Annotated in this window: 1 pseudogene; it reads right to left on the bottom strand. The window is 45.6% G+C overall.

Annotated elements, in window-relative coordinates:
• A pseudogene (dcrB, locus tag ACXIUA_RS00955) lies at positions 1-143 on the bottom strand (phage sensitivity protein DcrB); the annotation flags it as partial.
• Between the last annotated feature and the right edge of the window lie 199 nt (positions 144-342).

The raw sequence follows: 342 nt of genomic DNA, 5'->3' as shown, positions 1-342 counted from the left end.
CCATCAAGCAGGTTGACGGGATTCCCGGTAGCGTTACTTTCCGCGACCGAACCCTGCGCCGTAGCGTTAGTGTCTTTATCATCACAGGCCGCAAGCCCCATAACCAGCAGGCCAATTCCGACATATTTAACCAGATTGCGCATTGACTTCTTCCTTTCGATAAACGGCCATAACGGCTCATTCATCCATCTTATCACAACTCTGATAACGAACCTTTAACTCGCCTGCAAAGCGTTGATTTCGGATTTATCTGCCAGTCTTTTCAACAGCATATTGAGTAATACGCCATACATTGGTAGGAAGAAAACGATACTGATTAACACTTTGAAACAGTAATCGACC

The organism is Corynebacterium sp. UMB8791 (assembly GCF_054166365.1).
This window is presented reverse-complemented; position numbering and strand designations above follow the sequence as displayed.